Origin of the sequence: Campylobacter sp. US42a (genome assembly GCF_004379055.1) — a bacterium.
GTDB classification, from domain to species: Bacteria; Campylobacterota; Campylobacteria; order Campylobacterales; family Campylobacteraceae; genus Campylobacter_D; species Campylobacter_D jejuni.
Map to the genome: position 1 here is coordinate 33,099 of NZ_RYYK01000007.1, position 24,079 is coordinate 57,177.

General features: G+C 30.4%; 25 protein-coding genes and 1 tRNA gene. 18 read left to right on the plus strand and 8 right to left on the minus strand.

Annotation, left to right across the window (positions count from 1 at the left end):
* The first annotated feature begins 50 nt into the window (after positions 1-50).
* Together ELQ10_RS07155 and ELQ10_RS07160 are read left to right on the plus strand one after the other, a co-directional pair.
* On the plus strand, positions 51-581 hold the full coding sequence (locus ELQ10_RS07155) for a hypothetical protein (RefSeq protein WP_024266027.1): 531 nt from the start codon (positions 51-53) through the stop codon (positions 579-581).
* A complete protein-coding gene (locus tag ELQ10_RS07160; RefSeq protein ID WP_021358115.1) occupies positions 578-880 on the plus strand; it encodes a hypothetical protein in 303 nt (100 codons plus the stop codon). Before ELQ10_RS07155 ends, ELQ10_RS07160 begins: the two co-directional genes overlap by 4 nt.
* 133 nt (positions 881-1,013) lie before the next feature.
* Here ELQ10_RS07160 and ELQ10_RS07165 read toward each other — a convergent pair whose 3' ends face one another.
* On the minus strand, positions 1,014-1,784 hold the full coding sequence (locus tag ELQ10_RS07165; RefSeq protein ID WP_065453880.1) for an SEL1-like repeat protein: 771 nt from the start codon (positions 1,782-1,784) through the stop codon (positions 1,014-1,016).
* Between the two features lie 178 nt (positions 1,785-1,962).
* Here ELQ10_RS07165 and ELQ10_RS07170 point away from each other — a divergent pair, with 178 nt between their 5' ends.
* The 16 genes from ELQ10_RS07170 to ELQ10_RS07245 all read left to right on the plus strand — a co-directional run bounded on the left by ELQ10_RS07170 (position 1,963) and on the right by ELQ10_RS07245 (position 10,772).
* Positions 1,963-2,235 (plus strand): hypothetical protein, encoded by a 273-nt coding sequence (locus ELQ10_RS07170; RefSeq protein WP_002875050.1) that lies wholly within the window; start codon positions 1,963-1,965, stop codon positions 2,233-2,235.
* 557 nt (positions 2,236-2,792) lie between these two features.
* Positions 2,793-3,062: a hypothetical protein gene (locus tag ELQ10_RS07175; RefSeq protein ID WP_022552238.1), complete on the plus strand. Its 270-nt coding sequence runs from the start codon at positions 2,793-2,795 to the stop codon at positions 3,060-3,062.
* Positions 3,053-3,310, plus strand: coding sequence for a hypothetical protein (locus tag ELQ10_RS07180; RefSeq protein WP_002865124.1), 258 nt, complete (start codon positions 3,053-3,055; stop codon positions 3,308-3,310). The genes ELQ10_RS07175 and ELQ10_RS07180 overlap by 10 nt, the downstream gene beginning before the upstream one ends.
* Positions 3,301-3,528, plus strand: coding sequence for a helix-turn-helix domain-containing protein (locus ELQ10_RS07185; protein WP_002874355.1), 228 nt, complete (start codon positions 3,301-3,303; stop codon positions 3,526-3,528). Before ELQ10_RS07180 ends, ELQ10_RS07185 begins: the two co-directional genes overlap by 10 nt.
* Before the next feature lies 1 nt (position 3,529).
* Positions 3,530-4,384: a lambda-exonuclease family protein gene (locus tag ELQ10_RS07190; protein WP_022552237.1), complete on the plus strand. Its 855-nt coding sequence runs from the start codon at positions 3,530-3,532 to the stop codon at positions 4,382-4,384.
* 1 nt (position 4,385) lies between these two features.
* Positions 4,386-5,120 (plus strand): hypothetical protein, encoded by a 735-nt coding sequence (locus ELQ10_RS07195; RefSeq protein ID WP_002929379.1) that lies wholly within the window; start codon positions 4,386-4,388, stop codon positions 5,118-5,120.
* A complete protein-coding gene (locus ELQ10_RS07200; protein WP_052799615.1) occupies positions 5,120-5,815 on the plus strand; it encodes a hypothetical protein in 696 nt (231 codons plus the stop codon). The genes ELQ10_RS07195 and ELQ10_RS07200 overlap by 1 nt, the downstream gene beginning before the upstream one ends.
* The gene (locus tag ELQ10_RS07205; protein WP_134250413.1) at positions 5,796-6,053 is read left to right on the plus strand and encodes a hypothetical protein; all 258 of its coding nucleotides are present in this window, start codon (positions 5,796-5,798) and stop codon (positions 6,051-6,053) included. Before ELQ10_RS07200 ends, ELQ10_RS07205 begins: the two co-directional genes overlap by 20 nt.
* A 1-nt stretch (position 6,054) precedes the next feature.
* Positions 6,055-6,807 carry a site-specific DNA-methyltransferase gene (locus ELQ10_RS07210; RefSeq protein ID WP_032582843.1) on the plus strand — a complete coding sequence of 251 codons (753 nt, stop codon included), beginning with the start codon at positions 6,055-6,057 and terminating at the stop codon, positions 6,805-6,807.
* 127 nt (positions 6,808-6,934) lie between these two features.
* On the plus strand, positions 6,935-7,180 hold the full coding sequence (locus ELQ10_RS07215; RefSeq protein ID WP_057031929.1) for a hypothetical protein: 246 nt from the start codon (positions 6,935-6,937) through the stop codon (positions 7,178-7,180).
* A 186-nt stretch (positions 7,181-7,366) separates the two neighbouring features.
* Entirely contained in the window at positions 7,367-8,068 is a 702-nt protein-coding gene (locus ELQ10_RS08680; protein ID WP_243833037.1) for a helix-turn-helix transcriptional regulator, read from the plus strand.
* Between the two features lie 126 nt (positions 8,069-8,194).
* Positions 8,195-8,920: a Rha family transcriptional regulator gene (locus ELQ10_RS07225; protein ID WP_052805321.1), complete on the plus strand. Its 726-nt coding sequence runs from the start codon at positions 8,195-8,197 to the stop codon at positions 8,918-8,920.
* Between the two features lie 2 nt (positions 8,921-8,922).
* Complete coding sequence (locus tag ELQ10_RS07230) at positions 8,923-9,273, plus strand: hypothetical protein (RefSeq protein ID WP_002875041.1); 351 nt, start codon at positions 8,923-8,925, stop codon at positions 9,271-9,273.
* Positions 9,274-9,278: 5 nt separating this feature from the next.
* Positions 9,279-9,947, plus strand: a complete 669-nt coding sequence (locus ELQ10_RS07235; RefSeq protein WP_052805320.1) for a hypothetical protein — start codon at positions 9,279-9,281, stop codon at positions 9,945-9,947.
* Positions 9,948-10,066: 119 nt separating this feature from the next.
* Entirely contained in the window at positions 10,067-10,609 is a 543-nt protein-coding gene (locus tag ELQ10_RS07240) for a pentapeptide repeat-containing protein (RefSeq protein ID WP_038402049.1), read from the plus strand.
* Complete coding sequence (locus tag ELQ10_RS07245; RefSeq protein WP_002864902.1) at positions 10,602-10,772, plus strand: helix-turn-helix domain-containing protein; 171 nt, start codon at positions 10,602-10,604, stop codon at positions 10,770-10,772. The genes ELQ10_RS07240 and ELQ10_RS07245 overlap by 8 nt, the downstream gene beginning before the upstream one ends.
* Here the strand turns inward: ELQ10_RS07245 and ELQ10_RS07250 are convergent.
* From ELQ10_RS07250 to rpoB, 7 genes are all read right to left on the minus strand, one after another.
* The gene (locus tag ELQ10_RS07250) at positions 10,769-11,971 is read right to left on the minus strand and encodes a site-specific integrase (protein WP_038402048.1); all 1,203 of its coding nucleotides are present in this window, start codon (positions 11,969-11,971) and stop codon (positions 10,769-10,771) included. The genes ELQ10_RS07245 and ELQ10_RS07250 overlap by 4 nt on opposite strands.
* A gap of 181 nt (positions 11,972-12,152) precedes the next feature.
* Positions 12,153-12,229 (minus strand) — tRNA-Arg (locus tag ELQ10_RS07255).
* A 28-nt stretch (positions 12,230-12,257) separates the two neighbouring features.
* Complete coding sequence (fusA, locus tag ELQ10_RS07260) at positions 12,258-14,333, minus strand: elongation factor G (protein WP_002779472.1); 2,076 nt, start codon at positions 14,331-14,333, stop codon at positions 12,258-12,260.
* Between the two features lie 12 nt (positions 14,334-14,345).
* Positions 14,346-14,816 carry a 30S ribosomal protein S7 gene (gene rpsG / locus ELQ10_RS07265; RefSeq protein ID WP_002779471.1) on the minus strand — a complete coding sequence of 157 codons (471 nt, stop codon included), beginning with the start codon at positions 14,814-14,816 and terminating at the stop codon, positions 14,346-14,348.
* 69 nt (positions 14,817-14,885) lie between these two features.
* On the minus strand, positions 14,886-15,272 hold the full coding sequence (gene rpsL, locus ELQ10_RS07270) for a 30S ribosomal protein S12 (protein ID WP_002782934.1): 387 nt from the start codon (positions 15,270-15,272) through the stop codon (positions 14,886-14,888).
* Between the two features lie 119 nt (positions 15,273-15,391).
* Positions 15,392-19,945, minus strand: coding sequence for a DNA-directed RNA polymerase subunit beta' (rpoC, locus tag ELQ10_RS07275; protein ID WP_002855038.1), 4,554 nt, complete (start codon positions 19,943-19,945; stop codon positions 15,392-15,394).
* On the minus strand, positions 19,938-24,074 hold the full coding sequence (gene rpoB, locus ELQ10_RS07280; protein WP_072225851.1) for a DNA-directed RNA polymerase subunit beta: 4,137 nt from the start codon (positions 24,072-24,074) through the stop codon (positions 19,938-19,940). Before rpoB ends, rpoC begins: the two co-directional genes overlap by 8 nt.
* Positions 24,075-24,079: the final 5 nt, after the last annotated feature.

Here is a 24,079-nt window from a genome sequence, read left to right on the forward strand (position 1 = left end):
TTTGAAGAGTTAAACTGATAAAATTAGTTAAATGGAACAAGGAGTTAATTATGAAAGGAATAATCTCTGGCGTATGTGCCATAGCTTTGCTTATATCGGCTAACACATTAAATGCTGACTATAATGCAAAGTTACCCATAGAAGTAAAATCAAAAAATACTCAACATGCTTTAAAAACTGTTAAAACGGAAGATTATATTAGTTTGTGCAGTGAAGTTGAAAAATTAAATAGATGGGCTTTTTATACTAGTTTATGTGACCAAAATTATTTTTTAACACTTGAAGGAAAAAATAAAATACAAGAAAAGCAAAAAATAAGAAAAATTATTAAACAATTAAATAAAACAATTGCAACTTCTAAAAAAAGAATGAATGATAAAAATTTTACAAGATTTGAAGATGCTGATTTAAAAGTGTACTACTCATCTTTAGCGACAAAAAATATATTAGAAATCATACTAGATGAAGATTTTATGAAGATTACAGGTGGCTTTGATATTTCGTTCTTTAAAGAAGATTTTGATATTATTGAATATGGAAAAGGCGTAGAAGAGGCTCAAAATATAAAGGGGCTTGTATGAAAAACTTTGCATACATAATTAATGTTTTTAACATGATTCTTAAGGAAGAAAATAGAGATACAATAAAGTATTTACAAAAAATTTTATGTACTGTTATATTGGCTAGATATGATGATTTTGTAAAAGATTATAAATCCTTTAATAATTTTAAGCAATATCAAACATTTGAAGAATGTCTTGCTTTTATTTTTCAAATAGAGCTTAACCGAATAGAAAAAACTTTATCTTTATTAGAAGAATTTAAGAATATTCAAAATGATATTACTAGATGCATGAATGTAAAAATAGATAATCTTTAAAATAAAAAAGTTATAGTCTTAAAAGCTTTATAGGTGTTTTATATGTTTTTTTAAAGCGTTTTTTAAATTATTTTTTATCATCTAAAAGTCTTTTTATATTTTCTATTTTAAATGTTTTTATATTAATTTACCCTCAATACCCCATCAGCCTTTTATATCCATCGCAACCAAGTTGATAACCACCATCACAAGCTAAACCATAATATTTTTTTGCTTGTTTAAAATTTATCCTTATGCCTTTGCCATTCTCATAAAGTCCGCCAACAACTCCACAACTCACGCTATCTTTATATTTATCACATAAAAGTTTTAAATTTAAAAAAGCTCGTTTTATAGTATCTGGTTTTATTAAAAGTGCAGTATTTTTTTTACAGGCACAAGGCATATCTATTTTATCAGATTGTAATTTATCATTATGATACAAAGGACATGCATAAGCCCGATTAATTTCAAAATCACTCATCTTTTTTAGTAATTTTAGCCCCTCTATAGTTTTTGTATCATTGGTTTTACTCAAAACAAAATCTATCAATTCTGACGCTTTTTTCCAACTATCTAAAGCTATCAATCGATTAATTTCTTTATACTTTTTATCTTTGTCTATATCAAGAGTTAAACCAACATAAGTCATTATTGTAATCAAATTAAATATATTGCTCTCAATTTTAAAATTTTCATCTATAGCAAAATTATTATAAATATACAAACAAGCTTCTTTATTCTTTTTATCATAGCAATCACTAAAAGATTTTTTGTATAGTTTTTCTTCTGGAAGGTTAAAATTTTTGTTTTTATAACCAACGGCGTGTTTTTCTATATATGCAGACATTTCAATATCTCTTCGCTCACATACATCAACCCCAAAGGCGTAAATATATATAAATAAAGCTAGTATTATTCTCAAATTTTAATCCTTCCAATTTTCTAAAAATATTTTTAAATATTTTTAGATTTTTCATCTTCCCATTAAAAAATTATACCAAAAAAATATTTTTAAAAAATGTAGGAATACTACTATTATTTAAGCATAGTTTAAGTGTAGTAATACTACAATTATTTTAACAAAACAAAAAGGAGAAAAAATGAGTTTTACAGATTTTTATTTTGATAGAGAAGAAAAAAGAATTTATAACCAAACAAAAGAATTAATTGCAAATGAGTTTGAAAGCAAAGAGAATTTAGAAAATATATTTGCAAACTTGCAAGATTTTAAAAACTCTTTGGAAATAAGCTTAGAAGATGATGAAGAAATAGCAATATCTTTACAAGCTTATGGAGATGAATTTATAAGAAATGCTTATGAGCTTTTAGAGAGAGTTAGAAAATTCGAAAAACAATGTAAAAAGCTTTTTTAAAAGTTTAACAAGTCCTTTAAAAAGGGCTTTCTTAAGCTTTTGACCGCTTGAAAATTAAGCTTTACTATTGCGTTGATAGTTCTGTATAGCGGAAGGGTTAGCAAGTTATCCATAAACTTGGCTCGTTATTATTGTTTATAGTGCTATTTTTAAGGTTTTCTTGCACTTTAAAAACGACAGAAAATCAAGAGTTTAAGAAAAAGAAAGTATAATTATAAAGTTTAAGTTGCTAACTTGTCTCGGTGTTGAGAAAGGAGGCTCTAAAATGTGGGATAAAATTTTAACAATTTTAATCTTAATCTTAGAGCTAATTAGAGAGCTTATAAAACTCTAATATTTTTTAACACAGATAAATTTTAACTAAATCCGCTTAGCATAAACTTAAACGATTATACAATGCCGAGACTTGCGGATTTACTCGGCTTTTCTTAAACTCCTTTAATGCTTAAATGGGGCAACTTTTACAAATTAACTACTTGAGAATTTACCTTTTTGTTTTATTTCCTATTCTAAAGAACTCAGTTGTCCCTTTTAAGCATTAATCTAAAAGGAGAAAAATGAAAGCTTATCACACAAAAGAACAAGTCATTATAAAACTAAGTAAAGATGAATATAGAAAAGAAATGAAGCTAAATAAGTCTTTAAAAGATGAAAATAGATTTTTAAAAACTGAAATTTCTAATCTTGAAAATGAAAAAATAGAACTTTTAAAAGAGTTAAAAGATCAAATAGAAGCAAATATGAAAAATATAAAAGAAATTAGCTCTTTGCAAAATAAAATTTATGAGCTTCTTTATATAAAAGAAAGGTCGAAACTATGTTCCTAAATAGTAAAAAAAATGAAAAAATAAGATATTTAGAAAAAGAAATTCAAAGGTTAAAAGGTGTAATAGCATTAAAAGATACTGCTATAAATGAAATTTCATTGAAGCTAGAAGAAGAAATTAAAATCAATGTAAAACTTAGTAATTTTCGTATAAAAATACTTGATGCTTTAGGGCTTATAGGCGTTTTTAAAAATGATGATAAAGCTATTAAAGAAGTAAAAAGATTAAAGGATAAAGAATGCAAATAACATCAAAACAACAAGAAAAAATAGTTTTAGAACTATTATTAAAAAATGGAATTATAGATAATTTCTATTGCATTGATAAAAGAATTACTACAAGGCTTGGAGCTTATATTTATAATCTTCGAAATAAAGGTTATGAAATAGAAACAGTTAGAAACAAAGAAACGAGAAATACTTTTTATATTTTAAAAAGCACTCCAAAAATAAAAAAGGCAGGATAAAATGAATTGCAGAATAATTGACTTAGAACAAGGTAGCCATGAATGGTTAAATTTTAGAAAAGGAAAAATAGGTGCATCGATGGTAGCATCTTGCGTAGGTATCAAAGGTGCTTTTAATTCCAAAGAAGAAACAAAAGATATCATCTTGGGACTTAAAGAAGTTTATCAAAATGAAGCTATGAAAAAAGGCAATAACTATGAAGCTTTGATTAGAGCTAGAGTTGAGTTTTTACATTCTGTGAGTATCACTCCTGTAGTTTTGCAAAGTCTAGAAAATGAAATGTTTATAGCGAGCTTAGATGGTATTGATGAAAATGGGGTTGTTTATGAGTTTAAATATTCGCAAGATGAGTATGATTTTATCAAAAGAAATAAAAAGCCAAGTGATAAATACTACGCTCAAGTGCAATTTCAACTCTATATCAGTGGTAAAGAAAAATGCATTTTTGTAGCCATGAATAAAGAAGAAGAGATTGTAGAGTGCGAAGTTTCAAAAGATGAAGCTTATCAAGAATGGTTGGTTAAAAATATAAAGCAATTTATATTAGATTATATCATAGATCAAAAAAGCGAATATAAAGAGCTTGAAGATACTAAAGCAAAAAATCTAACGATTGAAATTATAAGGCTTGAAAACACGATTAAACCTATTAAAGAAAAGCTAGAAAGTCTTAAAAAAGAACTCATAGCCTTAGCAAATGGAGAAAAAGCAAGATGTTTGGATATTACAATTTATCCGCAAAGTAGAACTACAATTGATTATAAGGGCTTTTTAGAGCAAAAAAATATTACTGTGCCTAAAGAGTTTTATAAAGAAAGTATTTCAATGTGTTTAAAAATCAAAAAAGGAGCATAAAATGAGTAATGAAGTTGTATTAAAAGAAGAAAATAAATTAGAAATAAATTTTAATCCTTATGAGTTGGCTTTGGTAAAAGGTGATTTATCAAAACTTAGTGATGTAGAACGAGCGAGTTATGTTAAAAATCTTTGTGAAAGTTTAAGCTTAAACATGCTTACAAAGCCTTTTGAATACATAGTATTAAATGGCAAACTTACTTTATATGCAAATAAATCAGCAACAGATCAGCTAAGACAAATAAGAAAAGTAAGTATTACAAAAACAGAAGTGGCACAAGTTGGCGATATTTATATGGTTACAGCCTACGCAGCAACACCAGATGGAAGAACTGATTGCGATACAGGTGCTTTAAATATTAAAAATTTAGGTGGCGATAATTTAGCAAACGCAATAATGAAAGCTATCACAAAAGCAAAAAGGCGTGTAACCTTAAGTATTTGCGGACTTGGAATGCTTGATGAGAGTGAATTAGAAACAATAAAGGAAAAGCGATTTTTAAATCCAAATGAAAATTTAAAAGTTTGGGGTAGTGATGAAAAAGCTATAGAAAATAAAGCAAAAGAGATAAAAGCTTTAGGTGCTGAACTTAGAAAATTTATGAGTGATAATGGTTTAAACACCCAAGAGCAAAACAATTTTATAAAAAAACATTCTTTATTTACAAGTGAAAAAATACAAGAAGTTCTAAATAATAAAGATGAATTTTTAACACAATTAAAAGGAGGATTATAATGTTACCAGCATTTAAGGCAAGTTTTGAAGTGGCAAATTATTCGCCAAGCGTAGAGTATTTAAGTGAAGGTGGGCTTTATAGTGGAGTTTTCCGCAAAGCCTTTTTATATGATAAATTGGCAAGCGATGGAAGCAATAATACTTTTATTTGTTTTGAATTTTTAACCAGAAAAGAGCAAAAACTAGCTATTTTTAATCTTTTTGTAGCTAAAAATAACGATTTTAGCTATATCAATAAAAATGGAGAAAAAGAAAATTATTTAGGATTTAGACAATTAAACGCTATTATGAAATTCTTTGGAATTGATGAACTTGATTTTAGCGAAAAGGGAAATGAGAATGTTTTTGGAGTGCAGACTGAAGTTATTTATCTAAATTCTTTAGTTAATAAACTTTTAGTTTTAGGTTTTGGGACAGAAGAATATTTAAGTAAAAATGGAGAAATTGCTAACAAAATTTTTCTTGATAGAATTTTTAATGAAAAGATGCAAAGCATGGATGAGTTCCAAAATAACAAAGAACCTTTATCTATAAAATCTTTTAAAGCAAGACATAAATCGTTAAACAACGACAATAATAAATCATTTATTCCAAAAGAAAATCAAAGCTATAATCCTTATGGAAATGAAGTAAAAAAAAATAACAATGAAAAATATATCGAAATAGGAGATGATGATGGAAGTTTCCCGTTCTAATTATCTTGAAATTGTAAAAATCATACCATTTAGCGAAAGAAGAACTTGTTTTTGCGAATTTGCTAAACAAAATGAAATAAAAATCGAGAAAATAAATTATAAAAATCACATAAGTAAAAAAGAACTCAGAAAGGCTTACAAAATTTACAAAAGTAAGCCAAGCGGAAGAAATTACTTTCATGAAAAAAAGCTTATTGTGAAAGCTTTTGAAGATGTTGAAAAATTTCTAAGGAGTTAGAATGAAACTAAATTTATATAACGACCATTTTCAAAATTTTAAAAGATATAATATACCAAAAGCACAGCTTGTAATAGCTGATATTCCTTATAATCTAAGAAACAATGCTTATGCTTCATCTCCTGAATGGTATATAAATGGGGATAATAAAAATGGAAAAAGTAAAAAAGCAAACAAGGCATTTTTTGATACAGATAATGATTTTAAAGTTAGCGAATTTATGCACTTTTGCTCAAAAATGCTTATAAAAGAACCTAAAGAATGCGGTAAAAGTCCTTGTATGATTGTTTTTTGCTCTTTTGAACAACAAGCAATGTTAATTGAAGTAGCTAAAAAATATGGCTTTAATCATTATATAAATTTAGTTTTTAGAAAACAAAGCTCATCTCAAGTTTTAAAAGCAAATATGAAAATAGTTGGAAATTGTGAATATGCTTTAATCTTATATCGTGAAAAACTTCCAAAATTTAACAATGATGGAAAGATGATTTATAACTGCATGGATTGGCAAAAAGATGAAGGTATTCCTAAAGTACATCCCACACAAAAGCCTGTTAAATTGCTAGAAAGATTAATCACTATTTTTACAGATGCAGGCGATGTTGTTATAGATCCATGTGCTGGAAGTGGTAGCACTCTTTTAGCAGCTACAAATTTAAACCGCAAAGCTTATGGCTTTGAGATTAAAAAAGACTTTTTTAAAAGTGCTAATGAAATTATGTTTAAACATATAGAAAGAAGTCTATTTGCTTAAGTAAAATTTTGATAAAATAAAAAAAACTTAATAGAAGTTGGCATGATGCAATACACCATTAAGTTACAAGGTTGGAGATAAATTGTGTTTAAAATTTTAAACACTACAAATAAAATCAAGGAGAATAATGACATTAAATCAATATGATTATGATGAACTACTTTCTTTAAAAGATAATGTTCCTAAATTTTCAGAAAAAATTAAAATGCTATTAAAAAATAAAGGAGAAGAATCTTTATTAAATGAAGTATTAAAAGCTGATAAATATGGCGAAAAGTATGATTTTACTATAAAATGTAATAACCACAATGGTTTTTTAAATATAACAATAACCAATGGTTTTTGGATGATTAGATATAAATGTCCTCAATAAAGGAAGAAAATGGCAAAGTTGAAAAAGCTATTTTAAAGCCAAAAGCATTAGAGCTTTTGAAACAAGATAGCTTAGTGGTGCAACTAAAAAAGCTTTAAACACAGGAAGAGATGAGCTTATAAGAAGTATTGTAAATAGGGCTTTAGAAATGAGCCTTAAAATTATGTTTTAAATAAAGGAGAAATAATGCAAAACTTAGAAAAATATAGAAAAGAAATATTTAAAAATGAAACTTCAGCAGGTGATGAAGGTGTTATAGCAGAAAGTATAAAAGAAGTAAATAATAATTTTAAATTAGGCGAAAAACAAATTATACAAGTTCTTGAGTTTCTATATAGCATTAAAGATAGTTTTTTAGGAAGAACAAAAAAAGAACCATTAGATAATATAGTAAGTGAATTACGCTTTAAGACTATAGAGTATATAAAACCAATATTGTTTATTTCAGAAAATGATTTTGAAAAAGAAATTGATAAATTCCTGCTAACTTGCGGATATAAAATTTGCAATTATTATCCAAATAATTATCTAGATGTGTATAATCTTTATCATCAGTTTCAAAAAGAAACTGCAAATTATGATTTTGACATCAATTCTGTATCTAAATTTTTAGAATGGTTTAAAAATAATCCAAACTTAGATTTTAATTTTTATTTTGATAAAGAAGAGAAAGAAAACATCGTTAAAAGAGTTTGTAAAGAATTAAACATTACTCAAGCTGAATTAGGAAGACAATTAGATGTCCCTGCTTCTACAATAAATACTTGGGCTAGTGGTAAAATTCCAAAAATGGCAGAAGTAGCATTAACTCTTATGCTAGAGAATAAACAACAAAAAGAAATACTAGAAGCAATTAAAAAAGCAAGGGATTTTATAGGCAGGATTTAAAATCCGTCCTATAATCGAACTTTTTTTAAAATAATATTCAAAAAATCGTTTAAAACTATTGACTTTTATCTTAAATTCGATTATAATCATAAAAAATAAACGAAAATAAGATAAAAGGATTATTTTATGAACGATTTAATTGTAAAATACAATGGTGCTTTAGTTACTACACAAAATAAGATTTCAAAGCTAACTAACAATAATGAAATTTCTATTCAAAAGCTAATTAGAACCTATAAAGCAGATTTGGAAGAATTTGGAATATTAGAGTTTGAAAATCAACTTATTATAAATTCTAAAAATGTTAAAAATTATAAAAAGATTTACTATCTGAACGAACAACAAGCAACATTACTTTTAACTTATATGAAAAATAGCGAAAGTGTTAGAAATGCTAAAAAAGTTTTAGTTTTTGCTTTTTATCAAATGAAAGAAAAGCTTAGAAGTCTAGAACAAGAACAAGAAAAAGCTAGATTTAAAACCCTAAGCGATGAAAATCAAAGGCTTAATTCTTTAAATCATCATCAAAAAATCGGCTACAAATCACAATTAGCACAACAAAAGGAACATTATGAAAACAAAATTAAAGCCCTTAAATACGACTTAGAAAATAAAAAGGAGCTAAGCTTTAAAAGAAAACTTAGTCAAAAAGAATTGTTAGAGCTTAGAAAAATCTTAGCAAAAGATTATGGAATTCTTTGCATAAAAGAATGGGAAATGAGTTTATTTGCCGAAAAAATAGGTAAAGATACTGTTTTTGAAGCTGTTTTAAATAAATTAGAAAAAGAGCTTAAGTATTGGAAAAATTATGATGAATTTGAAGAAAAATGGAAAAAGATATTAAGGAGTTAAAAATGAAATTAGTTGACAAGCTTAAAAAAGCTTATGATTACAAAAAAGAGCTTTATAAAGCCGAAAAAGGCTCAAGCTCTAAAGAATATCACATAGAAAACGCCGAGATATTCCAAGATTTTATAGAATTAGAATTATTGCAATGCGAAGATATCGAAAGAAGATATTTTTTAATGCAAATTTATAGATATGGTTATCAAAACATAAGATCTTTAAACTCAAAATTAGCTTTTAAAGCAAAACTTGATAATGATGATATCAACTTTATAAAAATACTAAAAGAAGCTAATATCTTGCATGCTTTAAATGAGATTTATACCACAAAAGAAGTTAAAAAGATAGCAAAGGATTAAAAAAGATGACAGAAATTCAATTTAATGAAATTAAAGAAAGATTGAAACAATGGAGACAAGAAAGACATTTAACCTATGAAAATCAAAGAAAAGATTTTTTAGGTAATGTTTTTGAAAAAGCAAGCGAGTATTTTAGAACAAAAGATGATTTAGAAAGAGTTGAAGCACTTTGTGACATAGCAGTGTTTTGTTTTAACGCTTTTGATATTATAGATTTTGATTATTACTGCGAATTTTGTAGTAATAATGAAAATATAGAAATATATAACCTTACTGATGAGATTAGTGAAGTTTGTTGCAAAGTAATTAAAAAATTGCATGTAAAAACATCTATACCTAGAATTATATCTTATTGTCAATATCTTTGTAAAAACTTAGGTTTTGACTTCTATAAATGTATGCTAGAAAAAATTAAAGAGATTGAAAGTCGTACAGGATTTTATGATGAGAGATTAAAGAAGTTTGTAGATACAATATGTGCTTTCAGCAAAGATGAAGCTCTTAGCAATGTATCTAAAGATTTTGGGTTTTTAGGAAATTCAATTATTTATAAATTAACACAAGAAGATAAAAACTTCTGGTTTATAACTTGTAAAGAAATAGAAACTAATTTACAGATAGATTATAAAGTTAAAAAAATCTATAAAGCTGATTATAAAAGTTGCCGGTTATAAAAATGTTAAATATCATCTTAGTTTTACTTTTTGTATTATTTTCCATTCTGATGTTTTTTAACTATAAATATCAAAAAGCACAAGTTGAGCTTTTAGAAAAAAAGAATTAAGGAGTTAAAATGGGAATTTTAAAAAGACTTGATGAAACTATCATTATCGAAAATGATAGGAAAAGCGAAAAAGAATTAGTTGAGTGTTGTATTTTAGAAGGGATTTCTTTAAATAATGCAAACTTGGAAAATATAAATTTAAGTGAATTAGATTTTAATAATGCATTTATAAATGGTGCTAGTTTTAAAAACGCTAATTTAAATGATATTTCAAGCAAGAATGCATCTTTTATAGATTGTGATTTCAGTGGAGCAAGTTTTCATTTTTGTAATTTTCTAAGAACAGAATTTGAAAATTGTATATTTGAAAATGTAGATCTTAGGGATTGTATAGGAGATATGAAAAATATCTTTAGCGTTGTCTTGGATACCTATGTTATGACTTTTACAAAAACTATGATGAATTTAGGTTGTGATACTAAAACAATAAAAGAATGGCGTAATTTAAGCGTTGATGATTTAGAAGATGAAGAACAGAAATGGCTTTGGAATTATTACAAGGATACTATTTTTGAAATTATAGATAAAAGATTAGGAGTTGAAAATGGTTAAAAAATATTTTAGAGAAAAAGAATTGAGCGAATATTTAGGAGTTAGTATAACATCATTATTTAAGTTAAGACAAGATGGTAAAATACCTTACATTCGCATAGGAAAATCCATAAGATATGAAATAAAAGAAATAGAAAAATGGCTTAAAGCTAAAAGACATTAAAAGCAAAACTCACAAAGAGAGTTTAAGTAATTTCCATACCATTGCATAAGTTTTACTCTTAAATCAATTGCCTTGGCTCTGTTGTAAGCCCTTTCTATTTCATTACCGCTTATATGATGTAATATCATTTCTGCTATATCTTTACTAATACCTTGCTGAATTAACTCATTGCTTTTATTAGTATAAACACTTCTAAAAGTAGAACGATATCCATGTATAGTGTGCTCTAAATTATAAAATTTAAAAAATCTTACAGCAAAATTCTCGCTAATAGTTCCATTATTATTAGCGAAAATATACTTTTTATCTCCATTTAAAATTCTTTGCATATCTAGTATCTTTAAAGCATATTTATTTAAAGGGATAATATTATCACCATTAGATCTTACTTTCATTTCATCTGCTTTTATAATCCAAAGATTGTTTTCAAAGTCAATATCACTCCATTTAGCAAATCGAATATTTTTACTTCTTTGTGCTGTCAAAAGCGTAAAATAAATTGCATTAATTATAGTTGTATTTGTCCGTGGATGATTTTTATATTCTTTCATACATTCTAACATATTTCTTATTTCTTGTTCTTCTACTATAGCTTTAAAATGTTTAACTTTATTGTGATTTGCTTCATTGTAAAATTTCTTTAAATCTTTCAATTGAAGTATTATATCTGTTTTTAAGTCACCTCTTTGTCTACTAATCTCAAATATCCTACATAGCAAAGATATATTTTTATTTATTGTTTCGTATATTCCTTTTTTCTGCATTAAATCATAAATAGGTAAAAAATCATCTTTTTTCAATTCATTTATATCTTTTTGTCCCAAAGTTGGAATAATATATTTTTTAAAAATTGACTGTTCTTTTTTAATTGTAGCTGAATTTAATTTTTTAGATTTTATATCAACATAAAGAAAATTTGCTTTTTCAAGTGTCATAACCTTATCATTTTTGCCGATAAATTTTCCATCATACATTGATTTTAAAAGATCTTTTGCTTTTTCTCTTGCATTTGTAACATTTAAAACACCTTTTTGGCATTCCCCTATTGTTATAAAATTTTTAAATTTTGAAGCTCTTAAATAAAAAACTTTTTTACCCGTTGGATTAACTCGGACATATAATTCTTTTGGTTCTCCTACGCTAATCATATACCTTTTATCTTTTATTTCTAAATTGTCTATATCTTTTTGAGTTAGCATTAAAAAACCTTTTTTTAGTATTTTTGTAGCCAGAATTAACTTTTTTACTTTGGCTACATAAATGGCTACAGAATTATAAGAAAAAATAGAAAAAATTTCAATCATAATGAAAAATTTTAATGTAGAAAAGTTGTTAAAATAGTGTATTTTGTATCTTAATATTACTTAATGAATTACTACTTGGTGTCCACGGCGAGATTCGAACTCACGGCCTCAAAATTAGGAATTTTGCGCTCTATCCTGCTGAGCTACGAGGACAGAAAGCGGGAAAAATCCCGCTAAAAATTTAACCGTTTCTTTTTTTGATGATTTCATCCGCAACATTTTTAGGAACTTCATCATAGTGATCAAATTCCATAGAATAAGTCGCACGACCTTGAGTTTGACTTCTAAGATCAGTTGAATAACCAAACATTTCAGCTAAAGGACAAAATGCTGTGATGATTTTATTTCCACCACGCTCATCCATGCTATTTACTTGACCACGGCGTTTGTTAAGATCTCCAATAACATCACCCATATAATCTTCAGGAGTTTCTACTTCAACTTTCATCATAGGCTCTAAGATCACAGCACCTGCTTTTCTAGCACCTTCTTTAAAGCCCATAGAAGCAGCAAGTTTAAACGCCATCTCAGATGAATCCACCTCGTGATAACTTCCATCATAAACAGTTACTTTAACATCTTCCACAGGATAACCTGCTAAAACACCATTTTGCAATGCTTCTTGAACACCTTTATCAACTGCAGGAATGTATTCTTTTGGAATTACCCCACCTTTAATATCATTAACAAATTCATATCCACTACCTGGCTCAAGCGGTTCAAGGCGTAAGAATACATGTCCATACTGACCACGACCACCTGATTGTTTAGCGTATTTGTATTCTTGTTCAACAGTTTTTCTAATAGTTTCGCGATAAGCAACTTGTGGTTGACCTACTTCAGCTTCAACTTTAAATTCACGAAGCATTCTATCAACGATAATTTCAAGGTGTAACTCACCCATACCTGAAATGATAGTTTGACCACTTTCTTCATCTGTAGAAACTCTAAAACTTGGATCTTCTTGTGCTAATTTATTTAAAGCAATAGACATTTTTTCTTGATCAGCTTTAGTTTTTGGCTCAACTGCAACAGAAATAACTGGATCTGGAAAATCCATTCTTTCAAGGATTACCTTATCTTTTTCACTTGCAAGAGTATCCCCTGTTAAAGTATCTTTAAGTCCTACAACAGCACCAATTTCGCCTGCGTAAAGCACTTTAATCTCTTCTCTTTTGTTAGAGTGCATTTTTAACAAACGACCAATTCTTTCTTTTTTATCTTTAGTTGAGTTATAAGCATAAGAACCACTTTCCAAACAACCGCGATAAACACGCACGAAAGTAAGTTGTCCTACAAATGGATCTGTCATGATTTTAAATGCAAGTCCTGCAAACTCGCCATCATCAGTTGATTTTACAGAAACTTCTGTGCCATCTTCATATTCACCCTTGATATTTGCCACTTCATCAGGAGCTGGTAAATAAGCCACAACAGCATCAAGTAAAGGTTGAACCCCTTTATTTTTAAACGCTGTACCGCAAAGCATAGGAACGATAGAAAGACTTAAACATCCTGCTTTAATCCCTGTTTTAATCTCTTCAAGGCTTAATTCTTCTCCGCCTAAATATTTTTCCATCAACTCATCTGAAGTTTCAGAAACTGCTTCTATCATTTTTGTGCGATATTCTTCTGCCTTTTCTTTAAGTTCAGCTGGAATTTCTTTTTCTACATAATCAGTTGGCTTAGTATCATCTTCCCAAACTAAAGCTTTCATAGTTACAAGATCGATTACGCCTTTAAAATTATCTTCCGCACCAATTGGAATTTGAAGTGGAACTGGATTAGCTTTTAAACGGTTACGAATTTGATCTTCTACATTGTAGAAATTTGCACCGATTCTATCCATTTTATTTACAAATACTATTCTTGGAACACCGTATTTATTTGCTTGTCTCCAAACTGTTTCACTTTGAGGTTGCACCCCACCCACTGAACAAAATACCGCAACAGCACCATCAAGAACACGCATAGATCTTTCAACTTCAATTGTAAAATCCACGTGGCCTGGAGTGTCAATAAGATTGATTTGATGATCTTTCCAAAAACAAGTTGTAGCCGCAGAAGTGATAGTAATCCCACGCTCTTTCTCTTGTTCCATCCAGTCCATAGTTGCAGCACCATCATGAACTTCACCGATTTTATGACTCATACCTGTAAAGAAAAGAATTCTTTCAGATGTAGTCGTTTTACCCGCATCAATGTGAGCAGCAATACCGATATTTCTAACTTTTTTTAAAGGAGTACTTCTTGACATACACACTCCTTCTTACCAACGATAGTGAGCAAATGCTTTATTTGCTTCAGCCATTTTATAAGTATCTTCTTTCTTCTTAAATGAAGCACCTTTGCTATTTGCTGCATCTAAAAGCTCAGCTGCAAGTTTATCAATCATAGTTCTTTCGCTTCTTTTTCTTGCAAAAGAAATAATCCAACGAATCGCCAAAGCTTGTTGTCTAGCAGGACGAACTTCAACTGGAACTTGATAGGTTGCACCACCTACACGACGAGATTTTACTTCTAATAAAGGCTTAATATTTTCAATCGCATCATTAAAAATATCAATACCTTTTTTCTCGCCACCTTTTTTATCAATAGCTTCCAAAGCACCATACATAATTGTTGTAGCTGTGCTTTTTTTACCATCATACATTAAAGAATTAATAAATTTTGTGATTACTTTATTACCATAAATCGGATCAGGCAAGACTTCTCTTACCGGAGCTTTTCTTCTTCTCATTATTTTTCCTTCAAATTTTAAATTTTACTCAAACAAAATCAAATCTAACGGATTTGTCTGTATGAATGATTATTTTGCAGCGCCTGCTTTAGGGCGTTTAGCACCATATTTAGAACGAGAAACTGTTCTTTTTGCAACACCTGCTGTATCAAGAGCACCACGAACGATGTGATATTTAACCCCTGGTAAGTCTTTTACCCTACCACCACGCACTAAAACAATGCTGTGTTCTTGCAAGTTATGACCTTCACCGCCGATATAGCTGATCACTTCAAAGCCACTAGTAAGTCTTACTTTGGCAACTTTTCTTAACGCTGAGTTTGGTTTTTTAGGTGTTGTAGTATAAACCCTAGTGCAAACTCCCCTTCTTTGTGGACAATTTTTAAGCGCTGGAGATTTAGATTTTTCTAAAACTTTTTTGCGCTCTTTTCTAACCAATTGATTTATGGTAGGCACAATAATTCCTTTCTTTAAAAATGTAATAAACTTTGGATGATATCTAAATTTTGCTTATATTTTAGTTAAAAAGATTGAAAATGAAGAAATATAGCCCAGAAGGGCTATAAAATAGAGTTTTATTCTTGTTCTTTAAGTTTTAAATTTTGTTCACCATAAAGCCCTGTTCCAACAGGTATCATTCTACCTAGAATAACATTTTCTTTTAAATCTTCTAAGTAGTCAAATTTACCCGCTATACTTGCTTCGGTTAGAACTTTAGTAGTTTCTTGGAATGAAGCTGCAGAAATCACACTATCGCTTCCAATCGCTGCTCTTGTTACACCTAAAAGCACAGGCTCAGCAATAGCAGGTTCTCCACCCATTCTAATGATTCTTTCGTTTTCTTCACGGAATTTACGTCTTGAAACCAAATCACCCTCGATAAATTTCGTATGTCCACTATCTACAACTTTTACTTGTCTTAGCATTTGAGAAACGATAACTTCTATATGTTTATCAGAAATCACAACACCTTGTCCGCGATAAACTTGTTGAATTTCAGAAATCAAATAATAATGCAAGGCTTTTTCACCTAAAATTTTAAGCACATCATGACTTGAAACAACTCCATCTGTAAGTTTTTCACCTGCATGGATAAACTCGCCATCTCTTACTTGAATGTGTTTTGATTTATCGATTAAATACTCAGCACTTGTACCATCTTCTGCTTGGATAATAATTCTTTCTTTAGAACGCAAAGGTTTATCAAAACGAACAACACCATCAATTTCTGCAATCACAGCCGCATTTTTTGGTTTTCTTGCTTCAAAAAGTTCAGAAACTCTTGGAAGACCTCCTGTAATATCTTTTGATTTAGCTGCAGCTTTTGGAGTTTTTGCTAAAATATCTGCTTGAGCGATTTTATCACCATCATGAACAAAAATAACGGTTTTTGGTTCAAGCTGATAACGCACAGCCTTATCACCTTTTCCTGCGATTACCAAAGTTGGTCTAACTCCGCTTGGCAAATACTCATTAATCACTAAAGAACGCTTACCTGTAGCTTCATCAATTTGCTCATCAGCACTATAACCTGCTTCAATATCCTCAAAGCTTACAACACCATCAATTTCTGCAATGATAGTATTATTATAAGCATCCCATTCTGCAATCACTTTTCTTTCTTTTTTAGGAGCACTTGCAATGATAGTATTTGCATCATCGATTTTTTCACTATCGTTAAATTCTATCTTAGATTCTCTTGGAATATAGTGTCTTTTTGCTTCTCTATCATTTTCATCAGCAATCACTACAAAGAATCCTTTTTCTTTAACAATATCGCCTTTTTTAACATTTTTTACTCTATCTAAACCATCGCCTTTAAGGATATAAAATTTAAGCGTTCCTTTTTCGCCTGCTTTGATATTTTGAACTACAGGCTCACCATCTTCTACTAAAATTTCACTCGCAAAAGGGATGCGATTTGGTACATTCCAACCCTCTTTAATCACTTCTACGATACTTTCATTTTCTTCTACTTGCATACCGCTTTGATATGGCAAATAAAGTTTTCCATCTATACTGCCACTTACACCTGCTAATTCATTTGGTTTAGCAAGATCGTATTTTCTTAGTATGTATTTTACTTCTTGTTTTTTATCTTTAATAGAAACAATCACATCTTCATGAATATTTTCTATATTAATCACACCTTTAAATGGAGTTTTGATTTTTGGCTCCACAAGTAAAATCGCCGCATTTCTACGATTTGCTACGATATTTTTACCTTCTTTGTTTTTATAAGTTTTAAGATTATAAAATCTGATAAAACCTTCTTTTTGTGCACTTACTTGTCTATCTTGTAAATCCGTACTTGCAGTTCCCCCACTGTGGAAAGTTCTTAAAGTTAGCTGCGTTCCTGGTTCACCGATAGATTGAGCGGAAATAATTCCTACTGCTTCGCCTGGTTTTACCAATTTACCTTCACCAAGATTGATACCATAACATTTTGCACAAATTCCTTTTTTAGCTTTGCAGGTAATAGGAGTGCGGATATTGACACTTTTTATACCGCTTTCTCCAAGAATTTTTGCTTTTTCCTCATCCATTAAAGTACCTTCTGCAAAAAGCACAGAATTTGTAATAGGATCGATCACATCTTCAGCTAAAACCCTGCCTAAAATTCTTTCTTCTAAAGTTTCTATAATAGAGCTATCTGCGGTAATTTCATTGATTTCAACACCCTCATGCGTTCCACAATCTTCAATGGTAATTTTTACATTTTGTGCAACATCGATAAGTTTTCTTGTCAAATAACCCGCATTTGCTGTTTTAAGAGCGGTATCTGCAAGACCTTTTCTAGCACCGTGAGTTGAAATAAAGTATTCAAGAACATTTAGCCCTTCACGGAAATTCGAAATAATAGGAGTTTCGATAATAGAACCATCAGGTTTGGTCATAAGTCCTCGCATCGCAGCAAGCTGAGAAATTTGAGCCGCACTACCCCTAGCACCAGAATCTGCCATCATATAAATAGAGTTAAACCCTTCTTTATCTTTTTCTACAAGCTTCATCATCTCTTTTGAAAGGACATTATTTGTACTTTTCCAAATATCAATGATTTTATTGTATCTTTCCCCTGAAGTAATCAAACCAAGATTATAAGAATTTTGAATTTCTCTTACTTGTTTTTTTGCTTCATCGATAGCTTTTTGCTTATCATTAGGAACAATAATATCTGCAATCGAAATTGAAATACCTGCTTTAGTTGCATACTCAAAACCTAAATTTTTAAGTCTATCCAAGAAACTTGCTGTAATCTCTAAACCACCTTGTTTATAAACATAATCCACAAGCGCGGCAATGTCTTTTTTCTTTAAGACTTTATTCCAACTATTTTCAGGCACAAAATCAGGTAAAATAGATTTAATAATCAATCTTCCTGCTGTAGTGGTAATCTTTCTACCATCTACCATGGTTTGTATACTCGCATGAATATCCAAACACTTGCTTTCAAGCGCCATCATCACTTCATCAATGCCTGTACAAATTTTATGCGAACCTTTAGCACCGGCTTTTTCCAATGAAAGATAATAAATTCCTAAAACCATATCTTGCGATGGAACGGTTACAGACTTACCACTTGCTGGCAAAAGAATATTCATTGATGAAAGCATAAGCACTTTGCATTCTGCAATAGCCTCTTGAGAAAGTGGCACATGCACCGCCATTTGATCCCCATCAAAGTCTGCGTTAAATGCTGCACAAACTAAAGGATGAAGTTGTATAGCCTTACCTTCCACTAAAACAGGATGAAAAGCTTGAATAGAAAGTTTATGTAAAGTAGGCGCACGGTTTAGCATAACAGGATGCCCTTTTACTACCTCTTCTAAACATTCCCAAACTTCATTGGTTTTGTTTTCTATCATTTTTTTAGCTTGTTTTACTGTGGTTGCATAACCTTTTTCTTCAAGCTTAGCTAAAAGATGTGGCTTAAAGAGCTCTAAAGCCATTTTTTTAGGTAAACCACATTGATCCATTCTAAGTTTTGGACCCACAACAATAACACTACGACCTGAAAAATCCACCCTTTTACCAAGTAAGTTTTGTCTAAAACGCCCTTGCTTCCCTTTGATAATTTCACTTAAAGATTTTAATGGGCGTTTATTTGCTCCTTTTACAGCATTAGCACGACGACCGTTGTCAAAAAGTGCATCAACAGCCTCTTGAAGCATTCTTTTTTCATTTCTTATAATGATTTCCGGTGCATCAAGTTCCATAAGTTTTTTAAGACGTGTATTTCTATTGATAACGCGACGATATAAGTCATTCACATCAGAAACTGCAAATTTTCCACCATCTAAAGCCACTAAAGGACGCAAATCTGGCGGTAAAACTGGAAGATTTGTAATCATCATCCATTCAGGACGATTTGGTACGGCTTCATCGCTATCGGTATTGGCGTTTAAATTTGAATTTAAGAAATTTTCTACAACTTTTAAGCGTTTAATGATAGTTTTTTTCTTAGCCTCTGAATTTGTAGCCGCCATTTCTTCTTTAAGCTGATTTAAAAGTGCTACAAGATCTAAATTTGCAAGTAAATCACGAACAACTTCTCCACCCATTCTTGCTTTAAAGCCACTATTTTCATAGCGTTGCATTAAATTTTGATATTGCTCTTCGTTTAAAACATCACAATATTCTACTTTTTTGGTGCTTTCATTATCATAGAAAGCATCGCCTGGGTTTTCAACGATATAAGCTTCATAATAAAGCACACGCTCAAGATCTTTCATCTTAACACCCAAAAGCGTTCCTATACGACTTGGAAGAGAATTAACATACCAAATATGAGCCACAGGAGTTACAAGCTCGATATGTCCCATTCTAGAACGACGCACTTTTGAATTTGCTACTTCAACACCACATTTTTCGCACTTAACGCCTTTAAAACGCATTTTTTTATACTTACCACAAAGACATTCATAATCTCTTATAGGTCCAAAAATCTTTGCGCAAAAAAGCCCATCTCTTTCAGGCTTTAAGGTTCTATAATTGATAGTTTCTGGTTTTTTTACTTCTCCATAAGACCATGATTTGATTTTTTCAGGACTTGCAAGTCTTAGTTGAAACGCTTCGAAATCCCTAGGTCTTGCATCTTCTTTGATTTCTATTACTTTAAATTTACTCATTATCTTCATCCTTATCAAAAATCTCAACATCTAAAGCAAGAGATTTAAGCTCATTGGTTAATACAAAAAATGTTTCAGGAATTCCTGTTGCTGGAACATTTTCACCTTTTGTTAATGCTTTATAAGCACTAAATCTACCTTCTACATCGTCTGATTTGATAGTTAACATTTCTCTTAAAGTATGAGCCGCTCCATAAGCTTCAAGTGCCCAAACTTCCATCTCCCCAAATCTTTGTCCCCCAAAGAGTGCTTTACCACCCACAGGTTGTTGGGTAACTAAGCTGTAAGGTCCTGTACTTCTTGCGTGAACTTTCTCATCAACTAAGTGGTGGAGTTTTAGCATATACATACATCCCACATGAACACGCTCTGCGATTTTCTCACCCGTGCGTCCATCATAAAGTTCTGTTTTGCCGTCCATATCTATCTTGGCCATTTCAAAAAGCTTGCTAAATTCTTCTATATTTACACCTTCAAAAACAGGAGTAGCAAATTTAACTCCTTTACTCCAGTCTCTAGCATAGTTTAAAAGCTCTTCATCGCTTAAGCTTTTAATAAATTCTTTTTCGCTTGCAAGTCTTGGAATAGAACAAATTTCAAGCATTTTTGCTCTTAATTCTTTAAGAAAATCTTTTTGCTTTCTGTCAAAAATTTCTTGAATCTGATCTCCGAGTCTAAGTCCAATTAAACCCAAATGGCTTTCTAAAATTTGGCCTATATTCATACGACTTGGAACGCCAAGTGGATTAAGCGCAATATCCACGCTTTTACCATTTGGTAAATAAGGCATATCCACTTCAGGAACTATAGTTGAAACTATACCTTTGTTTCCGTGACGTCCTGCCATTTTATCACCGACTTTAAGCTTTCTCTTTGTAGCAATATAAACTTTAACAAGCTTAATTACCCCACTTGGTAAAATATCATCTTTTTCTAAAATTTCAAGCTTTTCATCGTGTTCTGCTTTTAATTTTTTCTTCTCATTTTGGAAATGATTTTTTAAATCATCGTATTCTTTTTGAATCTCTTTAGAATAAGCTTTAATCAAAGTTGTTAAAGTAAAACGATTGATTTTTTCAAGTTCGCTAATATCTGCGGTTTGTCCTTTTTTATAATTTTTATCTCCAATTTTTTGATCGCTATTTAAAGGGGCTTTGGAAAGAAGAGCACAAACACGAAGCATTTCTTCTCTATCCATCATCAAAAGTCTATCATGATGTTCTTTTTCTAAAGCCATTTTTTCCTTATCATAAGATTTTATTGCACGATCATCTTTTTCATAGCCTTTTTTAGTGAAAATTTTAACATCCACAACAACACCCTCTAAAGAAGCGGTTGCATAAAGTGATTTATTCACAACATGTCCTGCTTTTTCTCCAAAAATCGCTCTTAAAAGTCTTTCTTCAGGAGTTGGTTTAACCTCACCTTTTGGAGAAACCTTACCCACCAAAATCATACCTGGTTTGATATGGGTACCAATTTTTGCAATACCGCTCTCATCAAGATGTGCAACATCTTCTTCTTTTACATTTGGGATATCTTTGGTAATTTCTTCTATACCGTCTTTTAGTTCTCTTGCTTCAATTTCTTTTTCATAAATGTGCACGCTTGTAAAGGTATCTTCACGAATAATTCTCTCACTTACAACTATAGCATCCTCATAGTTGTAGCCATTCCAAGGCATAAAAGCGATTAAAGCATTTTTACCTATAGCAAGTTCGCCTTGATCCATAGAAGGACCATCTGCGATAATTTGTCCTGCTTTTACTATATCACCTTTTTTTACAATAGGGTGTTGAATATAATTTGTATTTTGATTGGTTCTTAAATTTTTCTCCATAGTATAATGGTCAATAAATGGACCTTTATCATCTTCGCCTAAAATGAAAATGCTTTTATTATCTACTTTCTCAACCACACCACCACGCTTTGCTTTAACAGCTTCCCAAGCATCACGTGCAATAATTTGTTCCATACCTGTTCCTACTATCGGAGCTGAAGCAGTAAGAAGTGGCACAGCTTGACGTTGCATGTTTGAACCCATCAGCGCTCTGTTTGCATCATCGTGCTCTAAAAACGGAATCAAGGAAGCCGCAACCCCAACAACCATACCTGAGCAAAGATCGATTAATTGCACTTCTTCGCGTCTTGCAAGTATAGTTTCACCATCTTGTCTAGCCTCAACAAATTCTTCTACTATATTGCCTTTAGCATCAACCTTAGTTGAAGCTGGTGCGATAAATAAGCCTTCTTCTTGTGTTGCTGTAAGATAAACAACTTCATTAGTCACTTTACCATTTACAACTTTTCTATATGGTGCTTCAACAAAGCCAAGTTCATTTACTTTTGCATAAGTAGAAAGAGTGTTAATCAAACCAATATTTTGACCTTCAGGTGTTTCAACTGGACAAATTCTACCATAATGTGTCGCGTGAACATCACGCACTTCAAAACCTGCTCTTTCTTTTACAAGTCCACCTTCACCAAGCGCTGACAAACGACGCTTATGAGTAACCTCGCTTAAAGGATTGGTTTGATCCATAAATTGCGAAAGCTGACCTCCTGTAAAAAATTCAATGATAGTTGTAGTAATCATTTTAGGATTGATTAAATCATAAGGCATTACTTTATCAAGATCCGCATTTAAAGAAGTAAATTTATCTCTGATCGCCTTTTGCATTTTTGCAAGACCTAAATGAAGTTCATTGGCTAAAAGTTCACCTATAGAACGGATACGACGATTTCCTAAATGATCTCTATCATCAATATGTCCTTTACCATTTTTTACTTTAATTAAATATTTTGCAGTTTTAATAATATCTTCATTAGTCAAAACAGTAACATACTCAGGCACTTCAAGACCTAACTTATGGTTCATTTTCATACGACCTACCTTAGTAAGATCGTATCTTTCAGGATTGAAGAATAAATCATTTACAAAAGCCTTCGCTGCATCTTTTACCACAGGTTCACCTGGGCGCATAACTTTGTAAATTCTAATCGCAGCTAAATCATTTTCATCATCGATATTTTCACTTTGCTTAAGAAGTTTTAGAGTTTCTCCATCTTGAGCAAAGGAATTAATAATCGCTGCATCAACGCCATTAGCTAAGTCATTTGCTATATCAAAACTTTTTTGCTCTTTAATCTTAGCAAGCTTACTCTCATCTAACAAAGTTAAAGAATCAAATAAAACCTCTCCACTTTCTTTATCAATAATAGGATTTGCTAAATAACGATTAAGTAAAATTTCTACAGGATATTCTATCCATTTTAAGCCGTCTTTAATAAGCTGTTCTGCTTTTTTCTTTGTAAGTCTTTTTCCAGCTTGATGAACGATTTTTCCTTTTTCATCTTTAATATCATATTCTATTCTATCCATAAAATCATTTGGATTAAATTCTGTTAAAAATTTATCTTTTTTCACATGTATAGTCTGAATAGGATAAAACAACTTAATAATATCTTGTTTTTTATACCCTAAAGCTCTAAAAAGCATAGTTACAGGAACTTTTCTACGCTTGTTGATTCTTACATACAAAACATCTTTGGCATCGTATTCAAAATAAAGCCACGAACCACGATCAGGAATAATTTGTGCTGTATAAACAAGCTTATTTGCAACCGTTGAGCTTTCTTCTTCTTTAAAAATAACACCAGGGCTTCTATGTAATTGATTTACAACCACTCTCTCAACCCCGTTAATGATAAAAGATACACGATCTGTCATTAAAGGAATTTCGCGGATATAAATTTCTTGTTCTTTAATATCTTTTACGCCAACTTTTTCCCCTGTTTTTTCATCTTTTTCATGCAGAGTAAGACGGATTTTCATTTTTAAATTTACAGAATAAGTCAAACCTCTTTCCATGCATTCGCGAATGGTATATTTTGGCTTGCCTATTTCACTACTAACATATTCAAGACTCAATCTATTTTGCGGATCATGAATAGGAAAAATTGATTTAAAAACTTTTTCTATACCACTTTCACCATTATCAAGATTTAAAAAATAATCAAAACTCTTTTTTTGTAATTGTAGAAGATTTGGGATTTCTATTTGTTTTGAAATGTTTGAGAAGTCTACTCTTAAACGATTTCCTAATTTATTATCTAACATATCGCACATACCTC